Origin of the sequence: Nonomuraea sp. NPDC049646 (genome assembly GCF_044465525.1) — a bacterium.
Taxonomy (GTDB): Bacteria; Actinomycetota; Actinomycetes; order Streptosporangiales; family Streptosporangiaceae; genus Nonomuraea.
Map to the genome: position 1 here is coordinate 55,378 of NZ_JBITLU010000019.1, position 22,390 is coordinate 77,767.

At 71.4% G+C, this 22,390-nt stretch carries 22 protein-coding genes; 4 read left to right on the forward strand and 18 right to left on the reverse strand.

The genetic code is table 11. The features are described from left to right. Nucleotides 1–6: 6 nt before the first annotated feature. The 15 genes from ACIBQ8_RS41225 to ACIBQ8_RS41295 form a co-directional block, all read right to left on the reverse strand. Nucleotides 7–1,098, reverse strand: a complete 1,092-nt coding sequence (locus ACIBQ8_RS41225) for an ATP-binding protein (protein ID WP_352364892.1) — start codon at nt 1,096–1,098, stop codon at nt 7–9. A 50-nt stretch (nt 1,099–1,148) separates the two neighbouring features. Continuing rightward, nucleotides 1,149–1,952 carry a TrmH family RNA methyltransferase gene (locus ACIBQ8_RS41230; RefSeq protein ID WP_397175370.1) on the reverse strand — a complete coding sequence of 268 codons (804 nt, stop codon included), beginning with the start codon at nt 1,950–1,952 and terminating at the stop codon, nt 1,149–1,151. A 76-nt stretch (nt 1,953–2,028) separates the two neighbouring features. Then, complete coding sequence (gene rplT / locus ACIBQ8_RS41235; RefSeq protein ID WP_397175368.1) at nt 2,029–2,415, reverse strand: 50S ribosomal protein L20; 387 nt, start codon at nt 2,413–2,415, stop codon at nt 2,029–2,031. A gap of 24 nt (nt 2,416–2,439) precedes the next feature. Then, nucleotides 2,440–2,634 (reverse strand): 50S ribosomal protein L35, encoded by a 195-nt coding sequence (rpmI, locus tag ACIBQ8_RS41240; protein ID WP_397175366.1) that lies wholly within the window; start codon nt 2,632–2,634, stop codon nt 2,440–2,442. Nucleotides 2,635–2,758: 124 nt separating this feature from the next. Further along, complete coding sequence (gene infC / locus ACIBQ8_RS41245) at nt 2,759–3,388, reverse strand: translation initiation factor IF-3 (RefSeq protein WP_397175468.1); 630 nt, start codon at nt 3,386–3,388, stop codon at nt 2,759–2,761. 300 nt (nt 3,389–3,688) lie between these two features. Further along, the gene (locus ACIBQ8_RS41250) at nt 3,689–4,633 is read right to left on the reverse strand and encodes a shikimate dehydrogenase family protein (protein WP_397194750.1); all 945 of its coding nucleotides are present in this window, start codon (nt 4,631–4,633) and stop codon (nt 3,689–3,691) included. Between the two features lie 82 nt (nt 4,634–4,715). Then, nucleotides 4,716–5,873 carry an endolytic transglycosylase MltG gene (gene mltG, locus ACIBQ8_RS41255; RefSeq protein ID WP_397175362.1) on the reverse strand — a complete coding sequence of 386 codons (1,158 nt, stop codon included), beginning with the start codon at nt 5,871–5,873 and terminating at the stop codon, nt 4,716–4,718. Nucleotides 5,874–6,084: 211 nt separating this feature from the next. Further along, nucleotides 6,085–7,524, reverse strand: a complete 1,440-nt coding sequence (mltG, locus tag ACIBQ8_RS41260) for an endolytic transglycosylase MltG (protein WP_397194751.1) — start codon at nt 7,522–7,524, stop codon at nt 6,085–6,087. Between the two features lie 97 nt (nt 7,525–7,621). Beyond that, complete coding sequence (gene ruvX, locus ACIBQ8_RS41265; protein ID WP_352327834.1) at nt 7,622–8,104, reverse strand: Holliday junction resolvase RuvX; 483 nt, start codon at nt 8,102–8,104, stop codon at nt 7,622–7,624. A 1-nt stretch (nt 8,105) separates the two neighbouring features. Next, a complete protein-coding gene (gene alaS / locus ACIBQ8_RS41270) occupies nt 8,106–10,778 on the reverse strand; it encodes an alanine--tRNA ligase (RefSeq protein WP_397175359.1) in 2,673 nt (890 codons plus the stop codon). 22 nt (nt 10,779–10,800) lie between these two features. Continuing rightward, nucleotides 10,801–11,031, reverse strand: a complete 231-nt coding sequence (locus tag ACIBQ8_RS41275; protein ID WP_352327836.1) for a hypothetical protein — start codon at nt 11,029–11,031, stop codon at nt 10,801–10,803. After that, the gene (locus ACIBQ8_RS41280; RefSeq protein WP_397194752.1) at nt 11,028–11,402 is read right to left on the reverse strand and encodes a DUF948 domain-containing protein; all 375 of its coding nucleotides are present in this window, start codon (nt 11,400–11,402) and stop codon (nt 11,028–11,030) included. The genes ACIBQ8_RS41275 and ACIBQ8_RS41280 overlap by 4 nt, the downstream gene beginning before the upstream one ends. A 184-nt stretch (nt 11,403–11,586) precedes the next feature. Further along, complete coding sequence (locus tag ACIBQ8_RS41285) at nt 11,587–12,324, reverse strand: cyclase family protein (RefSeq protein ID WP_397194753.1); 738 nt, start codon at nt 12,322–12,324, stop codon at nt 11,587–11,589. Between the two features lie 31 nt (nt 12,325–12,355). Then, nucleotides 12,356–13,657 (reverse strand): replication-associated recombination protein A, encoded by a 1,302-nt coding sequence (locus tag ACIBQ8_RS41290; RefSeq protein ID WP_397194755.1) that lies wholly within the window; start codon nt 13,655–13,657, stop codon nt 12,356–12,358. 9 nt (nt 13,658–13,666) lie between these two features. Beyond that, nucleotides 13,667–14,167 carry a hypothetical protein gene (locus tag ACIBQ8_RS41295; protein ID WP_397175355.1) on the reverse strand — a complete coding sequence of 167 codons (501 nt, stop codon included), beginning with the start codon at nt 14,165–14,167 and terminating at the stop codon, nt 13,667–13,669. A gap of 169 nt (nt 14,168–14,336) precedes the next feature. Here ACIBQ8_RS41295 and ACIBQ8_RS41300 point away from each other — a divergent pair, with 169 nt between their 5' ends. Beyond that, on the forward strand, nt 14,337–15,227 hold the full coding sequence (locus tag ACIBQ8_RS41300; RefSeq protein ID WP_397175353.1) for a peptidylprolyl isomerase: 891 nt from the start codon (nt 14,337–14,339) through the stop codon (nt 15,225–15,227). A gap of 60 nt (nt 15,228–15,287) precedes the next feature. Here the strand turns inward: ACIBQ8_RS41300 and aspS are convergent, their stop codons facing one another. From aspS to ACIBQ8_RS41315, 3 genes are read right to left on the reverse strand one after another with little or no spacing between them, the layout of a single operon-like run. Next, complete coding sequence (aspS, locus tag ACIBQ8_RS41305) at nt 15,288–17,024, reverse strand: aspartate--tRNA ligase (protein ID WP_397194756.1); 1,737 nt, start codon at nt 17,022–17,024, stop codon at nt 15,288–15,290. Then, nucleotides 17,021–18,280, reverse strand: coding sequence for a histidine--tRNA ligase (gene hisS / locus ACIBQ8_RS41310; RefSeq protein ID WP_397175351.1), 1,260 nt, complete (start codon nt 18,278–18,280; stop codon nt 17,021–17,023). The genes aspS and hisS overlap by 4 nt, the downstream gene beginning before the upstream one ends. After that, on the reverse strand, nt 18,280–18,957 hold the full coding sequence (locus ACIBQ8_RS41315) for an MBL fold metallo-hydrolase (protein WP_397175350.1): 678 nt from the start codon (nt 18,955–18,957) through the stop codon (nt 18,280–18,282). Before ACIBQ8_RS41315 ends, hisS begins: the two co-directional genes overlap by 1 nt. Before the next feature lie 123 nt (nt 18,958–19,080). Between ACIBQ8_RS41315 and ACIBQ8_RS41320 the strand changes: the two genes are divergently transcribed. From ACIBQ8_RS41320 to ACIBQ8_RS41330, 3 genes are all read left to right on the forward strand, one after another. Then, complete coding sequence (locus tag ACIBQ8_RS41320) at nt 19,081–19,968, forward strand: peptidylprolyl isomerase (RefSeq protein ID WP_397175349.1); 888 nt, start codon at nt 19,081–19,083, stop codon at nt 19,966–19,968. 62 nt (nt 19,969–20,030) lie between these two features. After that, nucleotides 20,031–21,260 (forward strand): DUF349 domain-containing protein, encoded by a 1,230-nt coding sequence (locus ACIBQ8_RS41325; protein ID WP_397175347.1) that lies wholly within the window; start codon nt 20,031–20,033, stop codon nt 21,258–21,260. A gap of 40 nt (nt 21,261–21,300) precedes the next feature. After that, entirely contained in the window at nt 21,301–22,389 is a 1,089-nt protein-coding gene (locus ACIBQ8_RS41330) for a cupin domain-containing protein (protein ID WP_397194757.1), read from the forward strand. The last annotated feature ends 1 nt before the right edge of the window (nt 22,390 follow it).

Below are 22,390 nucleotides of genomic sequence, written 5' to 3' on the forward strand. Positions count from 1 at the left end.
GGGGCTTCAGACCGTGGCGAAGTCGGGTGTGCCGGTGGGCACGGTAAATCGGAACTCCGCGCCGCCCTCGGGCGCGCGCTGCACGGTGATCGTGCCGCCGTGCGCCTCGACCAGGCCCTTCACGATGAACAGGCCGAGCCCGGTGCCGCCGCGCCTGCGGCTGTTGCCGCCGCGCCAGAACTGCCGGAAGACGCGCGGAGCCAGCTCGGGCTCGATGCCCTCGCCCTCGTCGCGCACCGACACGGCCACTCCCCATCCGACGGACTCGATCTCGATCGTCACGGTGCCACGCCCGTGGCGCACCGCGTTCTCCACCAGATTACCCAGAATCTGGTCGATCTTGTCCTGGTCGAGCCACATCTCCGGCAGGCGGTCGCCGACGATCAGGCGGTAGCGGTCCTCGGAGTCGCCCGCCGCGACCCGGCCGGCGACCAGCCGGCGCGCCCTGGCCGGCACGTCGACGACCTGGCGGCGCACCTCCAGCCGCCCGGACTCGATGCGCGAGACGTCGAGCAGCTCGGTGATGAGCCGGGTGACGCGGTCGGCGTCGTTGTTGACGGTCTCCAGCATGACGCGCTTCTGCTCGTCGGTGAAGCGCGTCCATTTGGCCAGCAGGGTGGCGGTGAAGCCCTTGACGCTGGTCAGCGGCGAGCGCAGCTCGTGGGCCACGGTGGAGACCAGGTCGGCGCGGCTGCGCTCCAGCCGGGCGCGGGCGCCGCCGTCGCGCAGGGTGATGGTGACCCGCTCGACCTCGCCGCCGCGCTCGGGCTCGCGCACCAGCCGGGCCGCGACGTAGAGCTCCTGGCCGCCCGGCAGGTGCAGCGGCCGCTCGGGCACCCTGGTCCTGGTACGCAGCCCGCCCTCGGGGTCGAGCGCCTTCCACCACTCGCGCCCGTCGTGGTCGCGGAAGGGGAAGACCTCGTTCATCTCCCGGCCCACGGCGCGCTCCATGGCGACGCGGGTGAGCCGGGCGGCGGCCCGGTTGACGGCCAGCACGCACCCATATCGGTCGGTCACGATAAGACCGTCGGGGAGGTCGTCGATGGAGATCGTGCACGCGGCGGCCACGACTCGCCCGTCGGTTTCTGCGCCGTGCACGACCTCGCCTCCTCCGCCTACAACGCCGACAATAGCGGGTTTCCGGCCACCTAGGGCACTCGCTGAGCCCTGGCGGAGGAGTAAAGGCACACGGCCGCGGCGGTGGCCAGGTTGAGACTTTCAGCCTGTCCGTAGATGGGCACTCTGACCACATCGTCCGCCTCGGCGCGTATCTCCTCCGGCAGTCCCCAGGCCTCGTTCCCGAAGATCCACACGGTCGGTCCGGAAAGATCCACGTCGTCGAGCGTGTGCTTGCCCGCGCCGTCGGCCGCCAGCACGCGCATGCCCCGCTCCCTCAGTTGACGCACGGCGGCGGCGACCGGTGCACCGATGACGACCGGAAGATGAAACAGGCTGCCCGCGCTGGCGCGTACGCACTTTCCGTTGTAGGGGTCGACGGAGGCGTCGGTGAAGATCACCGCGTCCGCCCCGGCGGCGTCGGCGGCCCGCATGACGGTGCCGGCGTTGCCCGGGTCGCGTACGTGCGCCAGCATCGCGACCAGTTTCGGCTCCCCGGCCAGCGCCTCCTCCAGCGGCACGTGCACGAGCCGGCACACCGCCAGCAGCCCCTGCGGGGTCACCGTCTGGGACAGCTCCGACATGACCTCGCCGCTGGCCCGGTGGACGGGCACCCCCTGCAGCGTGGCCTGGGTGATGAGCTCGGCGTGCCGCAGCTCGGCCTCGGCCGTGGCGAACAGCTCCAGCGTCACCCCGTCGAGCTTGAGCGCCTCGCGCACCGCCTGCGGCCCTTCGGCCAGGAACCTGCGGTCCTGCTCCCTGAAGGCGCGCTTGGTGAGCCTGCGTGCGGCCTTCACCCTCGGCGACTTCACGTTGGTCAGCTCGGACCCGGCCATGCTCTCCCCCTGATCGTGCGTGGATACAGCAAAAGGGCCCACCGTGACGGTGGGCCCTCTGTGTCTGAAGGCGACCTCAGCTCGCGGCGGCCGGAGCGTTCACGTTCGACGGGAGCGCCTTCTTGGCGGCCTCGACGAGCGTGGCGAAGGTCGGGCCGTCGTTGACCGCGAGGTCAGCGAGGATCTTGCGGTCGACCTCGATGTTGGCCAGACGCAGGCCCTGGATCAGGCGGTTGTACGTGATGCCGTTGGCGCGGGCAGCGGCGTTGATCCGCTGGATCCACAGACGGCGGAACGCACCCTTACGGTCCTTGCGGTCCCGGTAGGCGTACGTCATCGAGTGGAGCATCTGCTCCTTGGCCTTGCGGTACAGCCGCGACCGCTGGCCACGGTAACCGCTCGCCCTGTCAAGGACGACCTTGCGCTTCTTCTTGGCGTTGAGCGCCCGCTTCACGCGTGCCATGTTCTTCTCCCCGGGGGTTCCGCGCTACTTGGCGAGCAGCTTCTTGATCTTCTTCGAGTCTGCCGGCGAAACGACGACTTCATTCTTGAGACGGCGCGTCAGCGTGGACGACTTCCACTCGTTGTAGTGCGCGCGGCTGGCGCGGCGGCGCTTGAGCTTGCCGGTGCCGGTGAGCCGGAACCGCTTCTTCGCACCGCTGTGCGTCTTCATCTTCGGCATGTCGCCGTCTCTCCTCAATTCGGTCGTGCCGGTGGCCGGGCCGGTGCTGGCCGGCCCGGTCGCGGCTTGTTCGTCTGCCGGTGGCTGCTGGGGCGCGTGGTGTAAGGCTAACCCCAGCCGCGGGTCACGCTTCCTGTACGGAAGGTTCCGCTTCCGGTACGGAAGACTCCGCTTCCGAGGCGGAAGGCTCCTCGCCGCCACGCTGCGCCTTGGCGGCAGCCTTTTCGGCCTTGGCCTCGGCCTTCTTCTTGTGCGGACCGATCACCATGATCATGTTACGGCCGTCCTGCTTGGGCTGGGACTCCACGAACCCGAGCTCCTGGACGTCCTCCGCCAGCCGCTGCAGCAGCCGGAAGCCGAGCTCCGGCCGGGACTGCTCACGCCCGCGGAACATGATCGTGACTTTGACCTTGTCCCCCGCCTTGAGGAACCGCACCACGTGACCCTTCTTGGTCTCGTAGTCGTGCGGGTCGATCTTCGGCCGGAGCTTGATCTCCTTGATGATCGTGTGCGCCTGATTCTTGCGCGCCTCGCGCGCCTTCATCGCGGACTCGTACTTGAACTTGCCGTAGTCCATGAGCTTGCACACGGGCGGTCGAGCCGTGGCCGCGACCTCGACGAGGTCGAGGTCGGCCTCCTGGGCGAGCTTCAGCGCGTCGTGAATGCTGACGATGCCGACCTGCTCGCCGTTCGGGCCCACGAGGCGAACCTCGGGAACTCGGATACGCTCGTTGATGCGGGGCTCAGTGCTGATGGGGCCTCCTAGGTTTGCGATCCCTACGTGCTCGTCGTGGCGGGGGCCTTCCGCGCCGAAGACGCGAAAAGCCCCGCACGTCGCGCATGCGGGGCCACTGAGCTCTGTGGCTTCGTGGCCTCGAGCTCCCCGGAGAGTCCGGCGTGATCCTGGACCCGGCCACCTTTCGGCGACTCGGGTGGGAGGGAGACCTCCGCTTGCGCGTCCAGCAAGGCATGCCGGACCGATCAGAGAGCTACATTACCACAACCACGCCCGCGCCTCGAATCTTCCCGCCGGCGCGGGTAATCGCCGGGAAGATCAGTGTGGACGGGCCGCGGCCCGCCGGGCGATCTCGGCCTCGCCCGCCGCGCGCATGGCCTCGACCGGCACGTCCGGGCGGCCGGTCATCAGCTCCACCTGGCGCGCCGCCTGGTGCAGGAGCATCGCGAAGCCGCCGACCACCGTGCCGCCCGCGTCGCGGACCGCCGTGGCCGCCTTGGTGGGCCAGGGGGCGTAGACGACGTCGAACAGCGCCGGCACGCGGGCCAGCCGTCCGGCGAAGGTGTCGGCGGCCCCCGCGGGCAGCGTGGAGACCACCAGGTCCACCCCGGTGTACGCGTCGAGCTTGTCGAACGTCTCCACCGCCAGCGTCACGCCCAGCCGCTCGGCCACCTCGGCGGTCTCCCCTGCCCTGGCCGGGTCGCGGACCAGCAGCGTGGCCGCGAACAGCCCCAGGTTGCGCAGGGCCGCCAGCGCCGAGGCGGCCGTGGCCCCGCCGCCCAGCACGGTCGCCGACCGCGGCGCGGGCACCCCCGCCTCGGCCAGCGCCTGCTCGATGCCGTGGACGTCGGTGTTGTGCCCGTGGCGCAGGCCGTCGGCGAAGACCACGGTGTTGGCCCCGCCCACCTCGACGGCCAGGTCGGAGACGGTGTCGAGGAGCGGTAGCACGGCCCGCTTGAGCGGCATCGTCAGCGACAGCCCCGCCCAGACGCGCTCACCGCCGCCCTGCTCAGCGCCACCGCCGCCCCGCTCAGTGCCACCATGCTCACCGCCGTGCTGCTCAGCCCCCTGTTCAGCGCCTTGCTCGGCCCCCTGCTGGCCGCGCACGGGGGTCAGCCCGGCGAGCAGGGCGGGCAGCCGCGCCTCGTCGCACTCGATCGCCTCGTAGCTCCACCCGTCGAGCCCCATCGCCGCGTAGGCGGCCCTGTGCAGGTGGGGCGAGAGCGAATGCCCGATCGGCGAGCCCATGACCGCAGCCCGCATCGACACTCCTTCCGGAAACACGGTCCCTACTCCTACCACGCCGCGGGGGCCGCCGATCGCCGGGCGGCTCCCGCGGCGGAGGTCAGCCGCCGTTCCGCTTGTACTCGGCCAGCAGCGCCTGGCGTTCGGCCTCGGTGGTGGCGAACTTGGTGACGCGGCTGTTGGGGTCGGTGGCGACGAAGTAGAGCCAGTCGCCCTTGGCCGGGTTGAGCGCCGCCTCGATGGCGTGCTGGCCCGGGTTCGAGATCGGGCCCGGCGGCAGGCCGAGGTACATGTACGTGTTGTACCGGCTCTTGGTCTTCGTCTCGGCGATGGTGGCGGCGGTGCGGTACTTGTTGAGCGCGTACATGACCGTGCTGTCCATCTCCAGCTTCATCTCCGGGTCGCGGTCGAGCCGGTTGTAGATGACGCGGGCGATCTTGGGCATGTCCTCGAACCGGCCGGCCTCGGCCTGGATGATGCTGGCGATGACCACGATGTCCTGGGGCTTGCGACCCAGGGCCTTGGCGCCGCCTTCGAGGTCGACCTCGTCGGCCGTCTGGTTGAACCGCTTGACCATCGCGCCCAGGATCTGGCCCGGGGTGGCGTTGGGCGGGAACTCGTAGGTGGCCGGGAAGGCGTAGCCCTCCAGCTTGCCCTTGGCGTACGACGGCAGGTCGAGGTCGGCGGTCTCCTTGGCCGCGGCCGCGAAGCCCTTGGCCGGCTTGCCCGTCGCCTTGGCCAGCGTGGTCAGCGTGTCGGACAGCCGCAGGCCCTCCTTGACCCCCACCTTGGCCAGCAGCTTGTTCTCGGGGCTCAGCATCGCCACCGCGCCGGCCGCCGACATCTTCTTGCGCATCTTGTACTGGCCGGGCTGGAGCGACCCGCTCTTGCCGGCGTTGCCGATGGCGGTGCTGAACGCCCTGGCGCTGGCCACGACGCCGAGCCGCACCAGCTCCTCGGCCACCTCCGACGCGCTCTGGCCGTCCTTGATCTCGACGATCACCTCGCCGGTGCCCTGGCCGGTGTAGTCGTCGGGCACGAGGGCGTCGCTGACCCACAGGTAGCCGTAGTAGCCGCCGCCGCCGATGATGCCCGCCAGCACGACGAAGGCGAGCAACGGCGCGATGAATCCGCCCCGGTTACGACGTCTGCGCCGCCGGCGGCTGCCGCCGCGCTTGCCGGAGCCGCGGGTACGGCGCCGGGACCGGCCCTCGTCGTCCTCGGTGCCGAGCAGGGAGTTCAGATCGAGATCGCTCATAGATGCGCTGGCCAATCTCCCGGTACGGCCCGTTCGGCGTCAAGCGGTTGTGCCGAACCGGCGAGGCTCACCGGGCGAAACGGGGGGATCCGCCGGGCATGCTCCCACGACCAGCGGAGATCACTCTGGGTAGCCATGCTAGGGGATGGGAAGAGGGCGCATGACCCGGTATGGGGCTTTTGCGCGGGCACAGGGGGGGTCCCGCCGAACATCAGTCCGTCCCGAGGTTCTTGTTCAACTCTTCCCGGTATCTCACGAACTCGCTCTCTTTGTTGGTGAATTTGGTGATTCTATGCGCCGGATCCGTCGTCACAAACCAGTGCCAATCACCCGCAGCCGGGTTCAGGGCCGCCAGCAGCGCCTTCTCTCCCGGATTGGCGATGGGCCCAGGCGGCAGCCCGCGGCGGTGGTAGGTGTTGTAGGGCGAGTTCACCTTGGTGTCGCTCTCCGTGACCTTCAGTGACCGGCGGTTCTGCGCGTACAGGACTGTGGTGTCGAGCTCCAGCGGCGTGTTGCTCTTGAGTCTGTTGTAGATCACTCTGGCGATCTTGGGGTAATCGGCGTCGGTGCCGCCCTCCGCCTGCACGAGGCTGGCGACCGTGAGCGCCTCCAGCGGGGTCAGGCCGAGCCGCCGGGCCCCCTCCGCCAGGTGGATCTGCCGGGCGGCCACGCCCCACCGCTCCACCATGGCGGCCAGCACGTCCACCGCCTTGTCACCGGGCTCGACGTCGTAGGTGGCGGGGAACAGGAAACCCTCGATGCCGGGCGCGTACGAAGGCAGCCCGAGCAGGCTCTTGTCCACGCTCTGCAGCTCCTTCAGCGGCAGCGCGGCCAGCTGGGCGACGCGCCGCAGCACCTCGCCCGCGCGCAGCCCCTCCGGCACCGCCACCCGCCTGACCAGCCGGGAGGCGGGCGCGAGCAGCAGGTCGAGCGCCGCGCCCGCGGCCATGCCCTTGCGCAGCCGGTAGTGGCCGGGACGCAGCCGGTTGGCCACGGCCCGCTCCTGGGCCGCGTTCACGAACGAACGCGAGCTGGCCACCACGCCGGCGTCGGCCAGCGCGGTGCCGATGTCCTCGGCGTTCGCCCCGGGCGGGATGCGCACGGTGACCGTCCCGCTGCCCGTGCCCTCGAAGTCCTCGGGGCTCAGGTACGGCCTGACCACCGTCAGCACGCCCGCGCCCGCCGCCACCAGGGCGGCGATCAGCGCGGCGGAGACCAGCCCGGCCTTGCCCAGCGCCCTGCCACGGCGCGACGACCGACTGCTCCCGGAAGACCCCTCACCCACCGGCCGTTGGCCACCGCCTGCAGACTCCTCACCCACAGGGTGCCGGCCGCCGCCGGCAGACTCCTCACCTGCCGGGGTGCTCCCGGCAGACTCCTCGCCCTCCGGGTGAGGCATGCTCCCGGCGGAGTCGCCGCTCACCGGCCGCGAGCCGCTCCCGGCAGAGTTCTCGTCCGCCGACCGCGGGCCGCTCCCGGCAGGGTCCTCGCCCGCCGACCGCGGGCCGCTCCCGACAGGGTGCTCGCCCGCCGACCACGGGCCGTCTCCAGGGTGCTCCTCGGCCGCCGGGGGCGGCTGCGTCTCCTGCTCGGCGTCCGCCCTCGCGAACGGGATCACCTCGCCGGCGTCGTCGTCGGGGGTGGTGTTCACCCGGCCACCTCGCCGGTCGGACGCCCGGCGGGCGGCATCGGGGCACGAACCGTGCCCCCGTGACGGGCCTCATGACGGGCCTCGTGGTGCCGCCCGGTCATGAGGCAGGTCCGTCGGCCGCCGCGGGGGGCGGTTCGACGGGCCTGCCTGGTGGTCTGTCGGTGGCGCGTTCGGAGTCGAGGGCGTCCTGGAGCAGCACGACGGCGGCCGCCTGGTCGACGACCCCGCGCTGCTTCTTGGCGCGTACGCCGCTGGCCCGCAGCCCGTGCTGGGCCGCGACCGTGGTGAGCCGCTCGTCGAACAGCCGCACGGGCGTGGGCGCCAGCCGGCCGGCCAGCTCGGCGGCGAACGCGCGGGCCAGCCCGGCCGCCTGCCCCTCACGCCCGGACAGCGACGTGGGCAACCCCACGATCACCTCGATCGCCTCGTGCTCGGCGACGATCTCGGCGAGGCGGTCGAGGTCACCCTTGCCCCGGCGCACGGTTTCGACCGGCGTGGCCAGCGTCCCGCTGGGATCGCTGCGCGCCACGCCGATGCGTACGGAACCGACGTCGACGCCGATCCGCGAACCGAACCTCATGTCATCCGATCTGCTCGCCGATGGCCTGTTCGACCAGGCCGAGCGCGTCGCCGATCGCCTCGGGCCGCGTACCGCCGCCCTGCGCGACATCGTCCTTGCCGCCACCGCCACCCCCAAGAGCCTTGGCGGCGACGCCGACCAGCCTTCCGGCCTTGAGCCCCCGCTCGCGCCCCGCCTCGTTGACCGCGGCGACCACCACGGGCCGGTCGGAGGGGGCGCCGGCGATCACCACGACCGCCGGCCGGTCGGCCGGGAATCTGCCACGCACATCAAGCGCGAGCTTACGCAGGTCGTCGGCGCCGGTGCCATCAGGCGCGCGGTGTGTCACCACGGAGACTCCATGCAGGTCACGGGCCTGGGACGCCAGCTCGCCGGCCACCTGGAGCACCTGCGCCGAGCGGACCTTCTCCAGCTCCTTCTCGGCGGTGCGCAGGCGGGTGACGATGCCCTCGATGCGCTCGGGCAGCTCCTCGCGGCGCGCCTTGAGCTGCTCGGACAGCTGGGCCACCAGCACGCTCTCGCGGGCCAGGAAGCGGAAGGCGTCGATGCCGACCAGCGCCTCGACCCGGCGCACGCCCGCGCCGACCGACTGCTCGCCCAGTACCTTGACCAGGCCGAGCTGCCCGGAGCTGTGAACGTGGGTGCCGCCGCACAGCTCGCGCGAGTAGTCGCCGATCTCGACCACGCGGACCTCGTCGCCGTACTTCTCGCCGAACATCGCCAGCGCGCCCATCGCCCTGGCCTCTGCCTGGGAGGTGTAGAACGCGTTGACCTTGAGGTCGTTGATCAGGACGGCGTTGACCTCGTCCTCGACGTCGCGCAGCACGCTGGCCGGGACGGCGCCCGCCGCGGTGAAGTCGAAGCGGAAGCGGCCAGGGGAGTTCTCCGAGCCCGCCTGCGCGGCCGTCTCGCCCAGGGCGTTCTTGAAGCCGCGGTGGACCAGGTGGGTGGCGCTGTGGCTGCGCGAGATGGCCCGGCGGCGCTCGACGTCGATCTCGGCCTGCGCCTCGTCGCCCGCCTTCAGCTCACCGCTGCGGATCTTGCCGCGGTGGACGATCAGGCCCTTGAGCGGCGACTGCACGTCGAGGATCTCGACCTCGGCGCCCGCCGTGCGGATGACGCCCTGGTCGGCGAGCTGGCCGCCGCCCTCGGCGTAGAACGGGGTGCGGCCGAGCACGATCTCGACGGTCGTGCCCGCGCCGGCCGCCGGCACGCTGACGCCGTCGACCAGGATGCCGACGACGGTGGTCTCGGCCTCGGTCTCGTCGTAGCCCAGGAAGTCGATCTTGCCGGCCTTCTCCAGCAGGTGGCCGAAGACGGAGATGTCGGCGTTGCCGGTCTTCTTCGCCGCCGCGTCGGCCTTGGCCCGCTGCCGCTGCTCCTTCATCAGGCGGCGGAAGCCCTCTTCGTCGACCTTCAGGCCCTGCTCGGCCGCCATCTCCAGGGTGAGGTCGATGGGGAAGCCGTAGGTGTCGTGGAGCTGGAAGGCCTGGTCGCCCGAGAGCGTCGAGCCGGACTTGCGCTTGGTCTCCTCGACGGCCACGTCGAAGATCGCGGTGCCGGTGCGGAGCGTGCCGAGGAAGGACGTCTCCTCGGCGTCGATGACCGCGTGGATCTGCGGCGCGTCGGCCTTGAGCTCGGGGTACTGCTCGCCCATCACGTTGATCGCGACGTCGGTCAGCTCGTGCATGTAGCGCTCGTCGCCGGAGCCGAGCAGGCGCAGGTTGCGCACCGAGCGGCGCAGGATGCGGCGCAGCACGTAGCCGCGGCCCTCGTTGCCGGGCATGACGCCGTCGGCGACCAGCATGGTGCCGGTGCGCACGTGGTCGGCGATCACGCGCAGGCTCACGTCGGCGCGGTGGTCGCGGCCGTAGCGGGTCTTGGTGAGCTCGGCCGCCTTGTCGAGGATCTTGTAGGTGGTGTCGATCTCGTAGAGGTTGTCGACGCCCTGCAGGATCGTCGCCATGCGCTCAAGGCCCATGCCGGTGTCGATGTTCTTGGCCGGCAGCTCGCCGGAGATGTCGAAGTCGACCTTGGTGCGGACCTGGCTGAGCTGGTACTGCATGAAGACGAGGTTCCAGACCTCGAGGTAGCGGTCCTCGTCGGCGACGGGGCCGCCCTCCTTGCCGTACTCGGGGCCGCGGTCGTAGTAGATCTCCGAGCAGGGGCCGCCGGGGCCGGGCACGCCCATGTGCCAGTAGTTGTCCTCCAGGCCGCGGCGCTGGATGCGGTTCTCGGGGACGCCGACCTTGTTGCGCCAGATGTCGTAGGCCTCGTCGTCCTCAAGGTAGACGGTGGCCCACAGCCGCTCCTCGGGGAAGCCGAAACCGCCGTCGGACTCGGACCTGGTGAGCAGCTCCCACGCGAACGGGATCACTTCGGACTTGAAGTAGTCGCCGAAGGAGAAGTTGCCGAGCATCTGGAAGAAGGTGGCGTGCCGGGTGGTCTTGCCGACCTCTTCGATGTCGGGCGTGCGCACGCACTTCTGCGCGGTGGCCAGCCGTGACGCCGGAGGCTTGCGCTGCCCCAGGAAGTACGGCTTGAACGGCACCATACCGGCAGGAACCAGGAGTAGCGTGGGGTCCTCAGCGATCAGGCTGGCCGAGGGCACGACCTTGTGCCCACGCTCCTCGAAGAAGCGCAGGAAGCGGCGGGCTATCTCTGCCGACTCCATTGTGGCCATCCTTTGCTGGTAGTCAGTTGTCGATTTCAGCGTTGTCGAGCCCGAAGCGCGCCCGCAACTGGGTTTCGCGCTCGGCGGCCTCGCCGAGCGCGTCAGAGGTAAAGTCTCTCACCCGCGCGAGCATCCCCGCCGCGCCGTCGGCGGTGCGCCGTACGACGTGGGTCGGGTGCAGCGCCTGCAGCCTGCGCATCACCCAGAAGGCGAGGAACGCGCCGAGCGAGAGGTAGAACAGCCGTCTGATCACCGGGACCGCCTCACCCGGGCGGGCCGGCGGGCCTCGATGGCGCGCCGCACGCCGTAGCCGAGCGACGACACCTTGATCAACGGGCCCGTGAAGATGGTCTGCGTCACCGCGCTGAGCTTGACGGCGTGCGCGCTGACCTGCTTGACGTCCTGGGCGATGGCCTCGACGGCGACGAGCTGCCTGTTGGTCTCGTTGACCGTGACGCTCACGTCGTCGAGCAGCGGCACCAGGCGGTTGTTCAGGTCGGAGACCGCCTTGGTGGTCTCGGTGAGCAGCCTGGCGAGCTTGACGAGCACCATGGCGAGAACGCAGACCAGGACAATCCAGCCCGTGGCCGCGATCAGCCCGGCGACCTCTCCAGCGGTAAGCATCCGCTCATCTCCCTCGTACGCTGGGCCGGAACGGCATGAACCCTATCGCGTCCCGGCGACAACGTTAGTGAGGAAAACGGGCCGGATCCGGCGGCGAGGCCACCTGCGGACACTTCCGTGACCGAGCACATGCCGCTCCGACCAGGCGTTCCACCGCCCGGCCCGCCTCCTGTGAGGCTTCCTGTCACGCCTCGGGGACGCGGGCGAAGGCGCGTACGGGAACCCGCCCGGCGCCCTCCGAGGGCGGCGGCGCGGCCGTGAACACCGCGCCGGTGGGCGGCAGCCGGTCGAGCCCGGCCAGCCGCTCCACGACCGGCACGCCCGCCGCCAGCAGCACGTCGAGAGCAGCCGAACCGGTGACGCCGTCGAGGCCGTCGGCGTCGGTGCCGACCAGGGACGCGCCGCGCCCGGCCAGCCACGCGGCGGCCTCCGGGGTGAGCCGCCCGCCGCCGGGCGCGCCGGTGTGCAGCAGCACCGCCCTGCCGCGCACCTCGAAGGCGGCCACCGCGCCCACGCCGATCTCCTCCGCCCTGGCGCCCGCCACGCGCACCACCACGGCGGGCAGTTCGGCGGTGCGGGCCAGGGGCAGGCCGGTCAGGTCGGCGCCGGGCGCGACCAGGCAGGTGCCGCCGCCGGGCGGGCGGGTCAGCTCGACCAGCGCTCCCCCGGCCGACGGCGCGGCCTGCGCGGCGCGGTCGGAGGGCCCGCCCCGGGTGCCCTTGTGCGGCTCGGCGAAGATCTCGACGTTGTCGAGCTCGACGCCGTCGGTCATCAGCAGGCCGAGCGAGGCCACGAACAGGGCGGCGATCTCGTCCTCGGAGGCGTCGGGACCGGGCAGGTCGACGCGGAAGCCGTGGACGGCCAGGTCGCCGCCGTTGCCGAAGGTGATGCGGGCGTCGAAGCTCGCGCGGTGGTCGGTCATGGTGGCGATCAATCTAGCGCGCGGGCCGGGCTCAGGAGCCGCGCAGGAAGTCGCGGATGCGGGCCCAGCGGTCGGCCACCGGGGCTTCGGCGCCATGCCTGGTGGGCTCGTAGTAGCGGCGGTCGCGCACCTGCTCGGGCGCGTATTCCTGGCGCACCAGGCCGTGGTCGAAGTCGTGGGGGTACTTGTAGCCGCCGCCGTGGCCGAGCTTGGCCGCGCCCGGATAATGGGCGTCGCGCAGGTGGCCGGGGACCTGGCCGATCAGGCCCTTGCGGACGTCGCCGACCGCCGCGCCGATGGCCTTGACGACCGCGTTGGACTTGGGCGCCATCGCGCAGTGGATGACGGCGTGGGCCAGGTTGATCTGCCCCTCGGGCAGCCCGATGAGCTGCACCGCCTGGGCCACGGCCACCGCCGTCTGCAGGCAGGTGGGGTCGGCCATGCCGACGTCCTCGGAGGCGAAGATGACGATGCGGCGGGCGATGAAGCGCGGGTCCTCGCCGGCCTCGATCATGCGGGCGAGGTAGTGGAGGGCCGCGTCGGCGTCGGAGCCGCGCATCGACTTGATGAACGCGCTGATCACGTCGTAGTGCTGGTCGCCCTGGCGGTCGTAGCGCACGGCCGCCTTGTCGGCGGCCTTCTCCACCACCTCGACGGTGATGTCGTCGGCCAGCAGGGCGGCGGCCTCCAGGTAGGTCAGCGACCTGCGCGCGTCGCCGCCGGCCAGGCGCACCAGGTGGTCGAGGGCCTCGGGCGCGAGCCGGGCCCGCCCGCCCAGGCCGCGCGGCTCGGCCACCGCGCGCTCCAGGACCGCGCGCACGTCGTCGTCGGACAGCGACTCCAGCGTGAGCAGCAGCGAGCGCGACAGCAGCGGCGAGATGACGGAGAAGTACGGGTTCTCGGTGGTGGCGCCGATGAAGGTGACCCAGCGGTTCTCCACCGCCGGCAGCAGGGCGTCCTGCTGGGCCTTGTTGAAGCGGTGGACCTCGTCGACGAACAGCACGGTCTGCCGGCCGCTCATGCCCAGCTCGCGGCGGGCGTTGTCGATGGCGGCGCGGACGTCCTTGACGCCGGCCGAGACGGCGGAGATCTCGACGAAGCGGCGCTTGGTGACGTTGGAGACGACGTAGGCCAGGGTCGTCTTGCCGGTGCCGGGCGGGCCCCACAGGAACAGCGACATGGGGGCCTCGCTCTCGACCAGCCGCCGCAGCGGGGTGCCGGAGCCCAGCAGATGCCGCTGGCCGATCACCTCGTCGAGGGTGCGCGGGCGCATCCGCACCGCGAGGGGTTGCGGGGTGGCCTCCTCAGCCGCCGAATCGAACAGGCTATCCACAACGCGAGATTACACGCCGGTCAGACCCGCCGCGGCCCACACGGCCCTGGCCCCGGAGTCGCCCGCCCGGAAGCAGAAGTAGCCCGCCACGACGGCCAGGACGACCGTCAGCGCCGACAGCGCCAGTGTGACGGGCCTGCCGAACCGGTCGGAGGTGAGGGAGCCGCGCGCGGGGGTGGTGGCGTACACCAGGGCCAGGCAGGCGGCGGCGAGCCCGGCCGCCGCCAGCAGCAGCGGCGTCGCGAAGCCCTCGTGGACGGCGACGCGCGCGCCGAGCGGGCCGTCCACGCCGGTGAAGCGGGCCCGCTTGAGGCTCTCCCCGCTCTCCTTGGCCGCCAGGACCGCCACGGGGGCGGCCACGGCCAGCAGCACCACCGCCCACGCCGTCACGGCCCGCACGCGCGGCGCCAGCGCGTACGCCCCGCCCACGAGGACGAGCAGCGGCGTCAGGACCACGGCCAGGTGCACGATCAGCGGATGGGCCGGCAGGCCGAGTATCTGGTCGAACACGATCACTCCTTGGAGGGCTCACCTGGACTACGTATCTGCCTGCGAAATGGTTCTCTCCTCACTTGCCCCACTCTGCGGCTTCCGCCACTTACGCCCGGCACATATCGGAGGCCGGTAGCATTCGCGGAGTTGTTTGGTCATGTGTCGGCAAAGATGAAGGAGACAACCGGTGAGCGGCGACGACCGCCAGAGCGAGCTGGCCCGGGAGCACAAGGAGCGGCAGGCGAGGCGCGCGGCCGAGCAGACCGCCAAAGCCAGGCGGAACACCTTCATCGGCGCGGGCGTGGCCGTCGTCGTGGTGGCGGGCGGCATCTTCGCCGCGACCACCCTGATGGGCGACGACAAGAAGACGGCCGAGGCGGCGAGCACGCCCTCGCCCTCCGCCAGCACCAGCTCCCCCGCGCCGACGGCGCTGCCGAGCACCGCGCCGCCCAAGCAGGCGGGCAAGGTGTCGTGCACCTACAAGCGGGACGACTCCGCGCCCAACAAGTTCGTCGGCCTGCCGGGCAAGCGGCCCAACCTCAAGCTCAAGACGATGACCGTGAGCACCAACCACGGTGACATCGTGATCGACGTCGACGCGAACGCGACCCCGTGCTCGGTCAACTCGATGGCGTTCCTGGCCAAGAAGCACTTCTATGACAACACCAAGTGCCACCGCCTGGTGACGCCGGAGACGGCCGGATTGTTCCTGCTGCAGTGCGGCGACCCGCAGGCCAAGGCCGACGGCAGGAACCCGACCGACGGCCAGGGCACGGCCGGCTACGTGTACGGCGACGAGGCCGTCGGCGGCATGTCCTACACCAGGGGCGTGGTGTTCCTGACCCAGCCCGACGGCGCGGCGGGGCAGAACAGCAGCCAGTTCGCCATCTCGCTGTCGGACGAGAACGGCCAGCTGGAGCCGCAGTACTCGGTGCTCGGCATGGTCCGCTCGGGCCTGGAGATCATCGAGAAGGTCGCCAAGGACGGCGTCATCGTCAACGGCGACGACATCGTGGGCGACGGCGGCTCGACCGCGCCGAAGAACCCGATCATCATCAAGCGCGTCACCGTGAGGTAGCACGCGGAACGCGACGGCGGGCGCTCCCCTCGGACAAGGGGGGCGCCCGCCGTCGTCGTGTCAGGCCTCGGACTTGGGCTGGGCGTCGACGCCCGCCTCCTTGCGCTGGTCGGCCGTGATCGGCGTCGGCGCGCCGGTCAGCGGGTCGAAGCCGGAGGCGGTCTTCGGGAACGCGATCACGTCGCGGATCGAGTCGCCGCCGGACAGCAGCATGCAGATCCGGTCCCAGCCGTAGGCGATGCCGCCGTGCGGGGGCGGGCCGTACTTGAACGCCTCGAGCAGGAAGCCGAACTTGCTCTCGGCCTCCTCCTTGGAGATGCCGAGCACGTCGAAGACCCGCTGCTGCATCTCGGCCCGGTGGATACGGATCGAGCCGCCGCCGATCTCCATGCCGTTGCAGACCATGTCGTAGGCGTAGGCCAGGGCCTCGCCCGGGTGGTCCTGGAAGTTGTCGGCCCACTCCGGCTTGGGGCCGGTGAACGGGTGGTGCACGGCCGTCCAGCCGCCCTCGCCGTCCTCCTCGAACATGGGGGCGTCGACCACCCACAGGAACGACCACTGCGACTCGTCGATCAGGCCGCAGCGGCGGCCGATCTCCAGGCGGGCCGCGCCCAGCAGGTCGCGGGAGGCCGAGCGGGCGCCGGCGGCGAAGAAGATCGCGTCGCCGGGGGCGGCGCCGACCTTGGCGGCCAGGCCGGACAGCTCCTGCTCCGACAGGTTCTTGGCGACCGGGCCGCCGAGCGTGCCGTCCTCCTGGACCAGCACGTAGGCCAGGCCCTTGGCGCCGCGGCTGCGCGCCCACTCCTGCCAGCCGTCGAACTCCTTGCGGGTCTGCGAGGCGCCGCCCGGCATGACCACCGCGCCGACGTAGTCGGCCTGGAAGACGCGGAAGGAGGTGGCCGAGAAGTAGTCGGTCATCTCGACGAGCTCCTGGCCGAAGCGCAGGTCGGGCTTGTCGGAGCCGTAGCGGGCCATGGCGTCGGCGTAGGTCATGCGCGGCAGCGGCATGGGGATCTCGTAGCCGAGGATCTCCCGCCACAGGCGGCCGACCAGCTTCTCGCCGACCTCGATGACGTCCTCCTGGTCGACGAAGGACATCTCGACGTCGATCTGGGTGAACTCGGGCTGGCGGTCGGCCCGCAGGTCTTCGTCGCGGTAGCACTTGGCGAGCTGGTAGTAGCGCTCCAGGCCGGCGACCTGCAGGAGCTGCTTGAACAGCTGGGGCGACTGCGGCAGGGCGTACCAGTTGCCGGGCTGCAGGCGGACCGGCACCAGGAAGTCGCGCGCGCCCTCGGGGGTCGAGCGGGTCAGCGTCGGGGTCTCGACGTAGACGAAGCCGAGCTCGTGCATCACCTCGTTGGCCAGGTAGGTGGCCTTGGAGCGGGTGCGCATGGCGGCGGCCACCTGCTGGCGGCGGATGTCGAGGTAGCGGTACTTGAGCCGGGCCTCCTCCGACACGCCGACGTTGCCCTCGATGGGGAACGGCAGCGGCGCGGACTCGCTCAGCACCTCGACCCGCTCGGCCACGACCTCGATCGCGCCGGTGGGCAGCTCGGGGTTCTCGTTGCCCTCCGGGCGCACCCTGACCTGGCCGACCACCTGCACGCAGTACTCGGCGCGCAGGTCGTGGGCGTGGTCCTCCTCGCGGAAGACCACCTGCGCCGAGCCGGAGGCGTCGCGCAGGTCGATGAAGACCACGCCGCCGTGGTCACGGCGGCGGGCCACCCATCCTGCGAGCGTCACCTGCTGCCCGGCGTGCTCCTCACGGAGCGACCCGGCCGTATGCGTGCGGATCACTGCACTTTCCCTTTCAAAACGTCGGCGACCTGGGCCAGCGGCACCTGGGTCTGTTCAGCGGTGGTCAGGTCCTTCAGTTGCACGGCCTCGGCCGCGAGGTCTCGCTCGCCCAGGATCAGCGCGAAGCGGGCGCCGGATCGGTCCGCGCCCTTCATCGCTCCCTTGAGCCCCTTGCCGCCGAAGGCCATGTCGGCGCTGACGCCCGCCTCGCGCAGCTCGGAGACGAGCAGGAACATGCGGCGGCGCGCGTCGTCGCCCAGCGGGACACCGTACACCTGGACGCGGCCCGGCGCGGCCTCGCCGAGCAGACCCTCCGACTCCATGGCCAGGTACGTGCGGTCGGCGCCGAGCGCCCAGCCGACACTGGGCAGCGGCGGCCCGCCCAGCATCTCGCTGAGCCCGTCGTAGCGGCCGCCGCCGCCGACGGCCGACTGGGAGCCGAGCCCGCCGTGCACGAACTCGAACGTGGTGCGCGTGTAGTAGTCGAGCCCGCGCACCAGCCGGGGGTCGTCCTCGAAGGCCACGCCCGAGGCGGTCAGCAGCGAGCGGACCTCCTCGTGGTAGGCCTTGCAGGCGGCGCACAGGTGGTCGACCACCAGCGGCGCGCCGGTGAGCTGGGCCTGCACCTCGGGCCGCTTGTCGTCGAGCACCCGCAGCGGGTTGATGTCGATGCGGGCCCTGGTCTCCTCGTCGAGGTCGAGCCCGCGCAGGAAGTCCTGGAGCGCGGCCCGGTAGGCGGGGCGGCAGTTCTTGTCGCCGAGCGAGTTGAGCAGCAGCCTGACCTGGCGCAGGCCGAGCGAGGCGAAGCCGCGCGCGCCCAGCAGGATCAGCTCGGCGTCGAGCGCCGGGTCCTCCGAGCCGAGGGCCTCGGCTCCGACCTGCCAGAAGTGGCGGTAGCGGCCCTTCTGGGCACGCTCGTAGCGGAACTGGCTGCCGGAGTACCACAGCTTGACCGGGAGCTGGCCGTTGTGCAGGTTGTGCTGGAGCACGGCGCGCACGACCGAGGCGGTGCCCTCGGGGCGCAGGGTCAGCGACCTGCCCGCCTTGTCGGGGAAGGTGTACATCTCCTTCGACACCACGTCGGTGGACTCGCCCACGCCCCGCTTGAACAGCTCGGTGTCCTCGAAGACGGGGGTCTCGACGTAGCCGTAGCCCGCCTGCCGGAGCGGCGCGGCCAGCGCCTCGCGCACGGCCAGGATGGCCTCGGAGCTGGGCGGCAGCCAGTCGAAGGTGCCTTTGGGTGCTTGGAAGCTCATTAGATCCCTCGTGTGGGACCGGCCTGCGGCGCCGCTTCCTTCAGGTAAGGGTTGGTGGCGCGCTCGCGGCCGATCGTGGTCTGTGGTCCGTGGCCCGGCAGGACGACCGTATCGTCAGGCAGCGGCAGGCACTTGGTGGCCAGGCTGCTCAGGATGGTCGCGTAGTCGCCGCCGGGAAGATCGGTGCGGCCGATGGAGCCGGCGAACAGCAGGTCGCCCGAGAACATGATCTCGTCGCCGGGCAGCCGGAAGCTCACCGACCCCCTGGTATGGCCCGGGGTGTGGTCGACCACGAGATCGAGGCCCGCCAGGCTGAGCCGCGCGCCGTCGGACAGCTCGCGCACGTCGTCGGGCTCGCTCAGCCGGATGTCGCCGAACAGCGAGACGCCGCCGCCCCAGCCGGCCGAGGGGTCGCTCAGCAGGTGGCGGTCGTCGGGGTGGATCCACGCGGGGACGTCGCGCGCGCCGCAGACGGGGGCGACCGACCACACGTGGTCGAGGTGGCCGTGCGTGAGCAGCACCGCGACCGGCTTGAGCCGGTGCTCGCGCAGCAGCTCGTCGACGCCTTCGGCCGCGTCCTGGCCCGGATCGACGATCACGCACTCCTCGCCGGCCGCGGGCGCGACGACGTAACAATTGGTCTGGAGGGCCCCTGCGGGGAAGCCTGCGATGAGCATCTGCCTCAGGTGATCTCGTCGAAAAGCCAATGGGAATGTAACCGAAGGGTACCGGTGCGGGTCGCCGGGCTGCGAATCATTACCCATTGGCCGATACGATTCGCCCACCTCAGTTGATTGACTATGGGAGGCAAAGCGGTGGCCACGGGCAAGGACCGGCAGAAGCAGCTGGCACGTGAGCACTACGAGCGGCAGATGCAGCGCCGCATCGAGCGCGAGCAGAAGGCCAAGCGCACCGCGATCATCGGCTCCACGGTCGGCGTGGTGGTCGTGGTGGGCGGCATCGTGGCCGCGGTCGCGCTGCTCGGCGGCGGCGGCTCGACGACCGAGGCGTCCGCCTCGCCCTCGGCCTCGGCCCCGCAGGACACCGCGTCGGCCGCGGCCAGCACGGGGCCCAAGCCGTACAACGCGGCGACCGGCACCTGCGACTACGTCAAGGAGGCCGCCGGCGGCCAGGTCAAGGACGTCGGCATGCCGCCGGCCAAGGTCAAGACCGAGCCGGCCAAGAAGACGATGACGCTCAACACGAACCTGGGCGACATCGTGGTCGAGCTCGACAACGCCAAGGCGCCGTGCACGACCAACTCGCTGGCCTTCCTGGCGAGCAAGAAGTTCTACGACGGCAGCAAGTGCCACCGGCTCGGCAGCGACAAGTTCCCCATGCTGCAGTGCGGCGACCCGACGGCCAAGGCCGACGGCAAGAGCCAGGACGGCGCGGGCGGCCCCGGCTACGTGATGGCCGAGGAGAACCTCCAGGGGGCCGCGTACAAGCGCGGCACGGTGGCGATGGCGAAGACCTCGGCGCCGGGCAGCACGGGGAGCCAGTTCTTCCTCGTTTACGGCGATCTCGGACTCACCCCGGATTACACGCCGGTGGGTACGATCACCAAGGGGCTCGACATCCTGGACAAGGTGAACAAAGCGGGCGTCATCGCTGACATGGGAGATGGGACCGGAGCACCGAAGCAAACCCTCGAAATCAAAGACGTGACAATCGCCGGCAAGAGCTGACGTAATACAAACTAGGGACGAAGTAGTCCCGAAGGGTCTGATGGATAGTGCGGGAGGACACGGTGAGCACCGACCCGTGGGGCCGGGTAGACGACGACGGCACCGTCTACGTGCGTACGGCTGAGGGAGAGCGGGCCGTCGGCTCCTGGCAGGCCGGTGAACCCGAAGAGGCACTGGCCTACTTCCATCGCAAGTACGACGAGCTGTCCGGCCAGGTGCAGCTCCTCGAACAGCGGGTCAAGGGCACCGACCTGGCGCCCGCGCAGGCCGAGGCGAGCATCGCCAAGCTGCGCGAGGCCGTCGCCGACGCCCACGCCGTGGGCGACCTGGCCGCGCTGACGGCCCGCCTCGACGGCCTGACCGAGCTGGTCGGCCATCGCCGCGAGGAGGTCAAGGCCGCCCGCGACCAGGCGCGCGCCGAGGCCAGGGCGGTCAAGGAGCGCATCGTCGACGAGGCCGAGCGCATCGCCGACGAGACCACCCACTGGAAGTCGGGCGGCGAACGGCTGCGCCAGCTCGTGGAGGAGTGGAAGGCCGCCGACCGGATCGACCGGGTCACCGAGGCCGCGCTGTGGAAGCGCCTGTCGGCCGCCCGCACCGCCTTCGCCAAGCGCCGCAAGCAGTACTTCGCGGGCCTGGACGAGCAGCGCGAGGGCGTGCGCGCGGCCAAGGAGCGCATCGTGGCCGAGGCCGAGGCCCTGGCCGGCTCCACCGACTGGGGCACGACCGCGGCGATCTACCGCGAGCTGATGCAGCAGTGGAAGACCGCCGGGCGCGCCTCGCGCGAGGCCGAGGACGAGCTGTGGGGCCGCTTCAAGGCCGCCCAGGACCAGTTCTTCCAGGCCCGTTCCGCGGTCTTCGCCGAGCGCGACGCCTCGCTGGCGGCCAACGCCGAGGTCAAGGAGGAGCTGCTGGCCGAGGCCGAGAAGATCCTCCCCGTCACCGACGCGCGCACGGCCAGGGCGGCGCTGCGGCACGTCCTGGAGCGCTGGGAGGCCGCCGGACCGGTGCCGCGCGAGCAGCGCGACCGGCTCGAAGGCGGGCTGCGCAAGATCGACGAGGCCGTGCGCAAGGCCGAGGACGCCGAGTGGAAGCGGTCCAACCCCGAGGCCAGGGCCCGCGCCCAGAGCACGGTCGACCAGCTGCGCGCCTCCATCGAGCAGTTGGAGAAGCGGCTGTCCAAGGCGCAGGCCGCCGGCCGGGCCAAGGACGTCAAGGAGGCCGAGGAGGCGCTGGTCGCCCGCCGTTCGTGGCTGGAGGAGGCCGAGCGCACGCTGACCGAGTTCAGCTGAACCGATCTTCGGAAGGCGGCCGGGGTCCTACGCTGACGGCATGGACCCCGTCAGCGTCGCGCGCGCCCTCGTCGACGACCTGTTCCCCGGCGCCCTGTACGCCTTCGTCGGCGGCAGCGTGCTCACCGAGCGCCGCACCAGCACCTCCGACCTCGACGTCGTGGTGGTGCTCGACGGGCTGGCCGTGCCCTACCGCGAGTCCCTGCGCTGGCACGGCTGGCCCGTCGAGCTGTACGTCCACAGCGAGACCAGCCTCGACGCCTACGTCGACCGCGACCTGGCCGAGCGCAAGCCGGGCGTGGCCCGCATGTGCGCCGACGGCGCGGTGCTGGTCGACCGCACCGGCGGCCGGGCCAGCGACCTTCAGGCGGCGCTCGGCGACCGGCTGGCCGCCGGTCCGGGCGGCCTGGCCGCCGCCCGCGCCGAGCAGGCCCGGTACGCGCTGTCCGACCTGCTCGACGACCTGGCCGGCGCGACCGACCCAGGCGAGCAGCTGTTCATCCGCTGGCAGGTGGTCCAGGAGACCGCCAGGCTGGCCCTCGACGTGGGCGGCAGGTGGCGGGGCAACGGCAAGTGGCTGCTGCGCGAGCTGCGCGGGCACGACCCGGCGCTGGCCGACGAGCTGCTGGCGGCCCATTCCGACCCGGCGCTGCTGACCTCGGTGGCCTCAGGCGTCCTCGAACGGGCCGGAGGGCGCCTGTGGGAGGGCTACCGGGCCGAGGGCGACCCCTTCCACCTGCCGCTGCGTCACATCGCCTCAGACGCGCTGTCGGGCGAGACGGCGCAGAGCGCCGGGATGCGCAGGCTGGCCGCCGTCAGCGGGGCCACGGCCGGTTCCTCGGCCCTGTGGATGGGCCAGACGCACGTCGCGCCCGCCACCCGCTCCTCCGACCACCACCACGGCGCCTCCGAGACCGCCATCTACGTCGTCAGCGGCACGCCGCGCTTCGTCTTCCTCCAGGACGGCCGCGAGCGGCGCATCGAGGCGGCCCCCGGCGACTACGTCTACGTGCCGCCCTACACCCCGCACCGCGAGGAGAACCCCGACCCCGAGCGGGAGGCCGTCGTGGTGATCGCGCGCAGCACGCAGGAGGCCATCGTGGTCAACCTGCCCGACCTGAAGGGCTGAC

Excerpts from the sequence above, each read along its gene's own strand:
- ACIBQ8_RS41230 (WP_397175370.1), bottom strand. The coding sequence starts at position 1,952 with ATGGCCGGGTCCGAGCTGACCAACGTGAAGTCGCCGAGGGTGAAGGCC.
- rplT (WP_397175368.1), bottom strand. The coding sequence starts at position 2,415 with ATGGCACGCGTGAAGCGGGCGCTCAACGCCAAGAAGAAGCGCAAGGTC.
- rpmI (WP_397175366.1), bottom strand. The coding sequence starts at position 2,634 with ATGCCGAAGATGAAGACGCACAGCGGTGCGAAGAAGCGGTTCCGGCTC.
- ACIBQ8_RS41250 (WP_397194750.1), bottom strand. The coding sequence starts at position 4,633 with ATGCGGGCTGCGGTCATGGGCTCGCCGATCGGGCATTCGCTCTCGCCC.
- mltG (WP_397175362.1), bottom strand. The coding sequence starts at position 5,873 with ATGAGCGATCTCGATCTGAACTCCCTGCTCGGCACCGAGGACGACGAG.
- ruvX (WP_352327834.1), bottom strand. The coding sequence starts at position 8,104 with ATGAGGTTCGGTTCGCGGATCGGCGTCGACGTCGGTTCCGTACGCATC.
- alaS (WP_397175359.1), bottom strand. The coding sequence starts at position 10,778 with ATGGAGTCGGCAGAGATAGCCCGCCGCTTCCTGCGCTTCTTCGAGGAG.
- ACIBQ8_RS41280 (WP_397194752.1), bottom strand. The coding sequence starts at position 11,402 with ATGCTTACCGCTGGAGAGGTCGCCGGGCTGATCGCGGCCACGGGCTGG.
- ACIBQ8_RS41285 (WP_397194753.1), bottom strand. The coding sequence starts at position 12,324 with ATGACCGACCACCGCGCGAGCTTCGACGCCCGCATCACCTTCGGCAAC.
- hisS (WP_397175351.1), bottom strand. The coding sequence starts at position 18,280 with ATGAGCTTCCAAGCACCCAAAGGCACCTTCGACTGGCTGCCGCCCAGC.
- ACIBQ8_RS41315 (WP_397175350.1), bottom strand. The coding sequence starts at position 18,957 with ATGCTCATCGCAGGCTTCCCCGCAGGGGCCCTCCAGACCAATTGTTAC.
- ACIBQ8_RS41320 (WP_397175349.1), top strand. The coding sequence starts at position 19,081 with ATGGGAGGCAAAGCGGTGGCCACGGGCAAGGACCGGCAGAAGCAGCTG.
- ACIBQ8_RS41330 (WP_397194757.1), top strand. The coding sequence starts at position 21,301 with ATGGACCCCGTCAGCGTCGCGCGCGCCCTCGTCGACGACCTGTTCCCC.